Annotated in this window: 3 protein-coding genes; all 3 read right to left on the bottom strand. The window is 46.1% G+C overall.

Annotated features, from left to right (window positions below; translation table 11 throughout):
• Positions 1 to 42 precede the first annotated feature (42 nt).
• Positions 43 to 219: a hypothetical protein gene (locus tag AC1WIP_RS14680; protein ID WP_481142529.1), complete on the bottom strand. Its 177-nt coding sequence runs from the start codon at positions 217 to 219 to the stop codon at positions 43 to 45.
• 225 nt (positions 220 to 444) lie between these two features.
• A complete protein-coding gene (locus AC1WIP_RS14675; RefSeq protein WP_481142528.1) occupies positions 445 to 1518 on the bottom strand; it encodes an SGNH/GDSL hydrolase family protein in 1074 nt (357 codons plus the stop codon).
• 63 nt (positions 1519 to 1581) lie between these two features.
• Positions 1582 to 2339 (bottom strand): hypothetical protein (locus AC1WIP_RS14670; RefSeq protein WP_481142527.1); only part of this gene is annotated, 758 nt, incomplete at its 5' end.

Genomic DNA, 2339 nt, shown 5'->3' with positions numbered 1-2339 from the left:
CTTGTGCACCTCTGCCGTAATCCCATGCTGTCTTCATCGCCTTCATAATTTTTCAATAAATTTATCTGTTATTTCTGCTTCCTTCAAAAGCGGAACATATTTATCAAATATACTGCTTACTTTTCTAAACATCGAAATATGCAGACCCACAGATTTTTGTTCCGTGCATCTTCTCCTTATTCTGCTATCCACAGCTTCTCCCGGTGACGCCGTTATCATCTCTGCTCCGTCCTCTATTTATTCTGCTCTTATAGTATATGGCAAAAAGTGAAAAGTCAATCGGGCGATAATAAAAACAGATACTAAGGCACAAGTCAAATCATGGCTTAATATCTTTTTTCACTATTCAAGTTAACTCTTCATCCTCGTGCTCGTAAATTCTCATCTCCTGTTCACTGCAGCCAGACAAAATAAGAATGCAAAAAGGAGTTCCGAAATTCCATATCAATGGGATACCTCATCCAGCAGACGGTTTTTCTTTATCACGTTTCCCAGCGCTCTCGCCATGGAACGAAAGCCCAGATCATTTGGATGGACGCCGTCCACGGTTCCCTCTTCCTTGCAAGCGTTCATTAATTCCCTTCCGGTCAGCAAAAATACGTTCTTATCTCCTGCAGCCTTTGCATCTTGAAAGGTCCTCTCTATTATGGCAAGTCGCTCCTTCTCATCTGAACGCAGTGTATACCGGGGCCTTGACAGGATAATAACAGGGGTTTGCGGCCTGGCCCTTCGGACTGTCTGGAACATTCTTTTGTGCGTATTCTGCAAATCCGCAGGAGAAGGAGCATTGTGATCATAATCATAGACAAACAACGACATATTCAGCGTTTTAATATAATCTGCCATGCGCTCCTCCCCTCTTGCACTTCCGGAGAAGCCCAGATTAAGATAATCACAGTTAAAGCGCCGGGATAAAATGCTTTGGTACGTCAATCCCGGCCGGGATGCGCATCCTCCCTGGGTAATCGAAGAGCCATAGTACACGATTGGCGTCTGATAGCGATAGGGCCTGGCCTCAGAGAGCCTTGCTCTTTCATCCAGTCCGATATATAATTCCCGTACAGCGCTGTACAAGGGAAAATGAATTGTAAATTCTCTGCTTTTTGATCCCTCAAGCTCTATGAAGCTCTCATAGCCCTCTGTCATATCCATAGGCGGCACAAAGCTCCCCTCGTATTTTTCCCGGTTGCCTTCCCTGCTGTACAGGTCGAATCCCGCAGAGCCCAGCAAAGAAAAAATCGGCGTCCTTGTAATGAAATCCATTTTTGCAGAAATCGCGATATAAGCACTGTTTGTGCAAAAGCGCACACGCCCGCCTGCCGTATTCGCATGAAGTGCAGCGACTCCCTCGCTTATCCTTACTGCCACCTTCTCAGGAAGCCTTCGGAATTTCCCATTTTCCATTGAAATCCCATAGATGCAAAAGGGCTTTTCCAAGACATTGTAATACTTTATCCCTGCTTTTTCTGGGGATTTGCCTGTCTTGAAATTTTCATCAAAATACTCTATTTTTTTCATCCCATCCCTCCCATCCTCAGACAAATACGCCTCCATCCTGTTTCAAGCCGCTTTGCAGGCACATTACAAAAACAGGCATGTGCCGATACAGCAAAGCAGCAATGCCATGCGCATCCGCCGCGTCAGCTTTTCCTTGAAAAAGCATTGTCCGAACAATGCGCCAAAAACGATGGTTCCCCCGGTCACAATTGGATACAATACAGTGGCGGGCAGGCTTTTTGCCCGGATCAGCTGAAGCCAGTAAGAAACGCTTCCCAGAAGCGTTGACAGCAAAACCAGCCATATTACCCGAAAAGAAAGCGCCGGATATCCGGCGCCTTTCTTTCCAGCAATCCCAAGAAGCGGCAGGCAGAAAACAATTCTTGCCAGATTGCTGAGCAAAATAAAATCAGTTGACGGCACCGCCGCAGCGCTGATCTGATGCTCCTTGGAAATTACGCTTACCAGACCGTTCAATAAGAATACAGCGCCGCAAAGAAACGTAGGCTTCCTGCCTTCCTTCTGCATTCCCTTTCCGGAATTTGACAGATAAATAGCTGCCGCAATCATTATAAGTCCAGCCGTGCGCGCATACGAAAAGGATTCGTCCAGTCGGAAAAGGCCCCACAAATAAGGAACTGTCATCCCCCCTGTCATGAGAAACAGAGTGTACAGCGTCATCTTTTCTTCCTTCATCAGAAGAAATCCAATTAACGTATAGCCTGTGGACAGCAATGCCATCAGCCCCGCCATCACCAAAGAATACGTGCTGACCTGGATATGGAATCCCTTCACAGCCCAAAATACCAGAGATGAAAAGATGCCATAAAACACCATATAGA

The sequence above is a fragment of the Acetatifactor sp. genome (assembly GCF_982438285.1).
The sequence above is the reverse complement of the archived record's forward strand: the minus strand, read 5'-3'. Positions and strand labels throughout refer to the sequence as shown.

Bases quoted from the DNA above. Each gene is read 5' to 3' on its own strand.
- AC1WIP_RS14680 (WP_481142529.1), bottom strand. From the start codon at position 219: ATGATAACGGCGTCACCGGGAGAAGCTGTGGATAGCAGAATAAGGAGA.
- AC1WIP_RS14675 (WP_481142528.1), bottom strand. From the start codon at position 1,518: ATGAAAAAAATAGAGTATTTTGATGAAAATTTCAAGACAGGCAAATCC.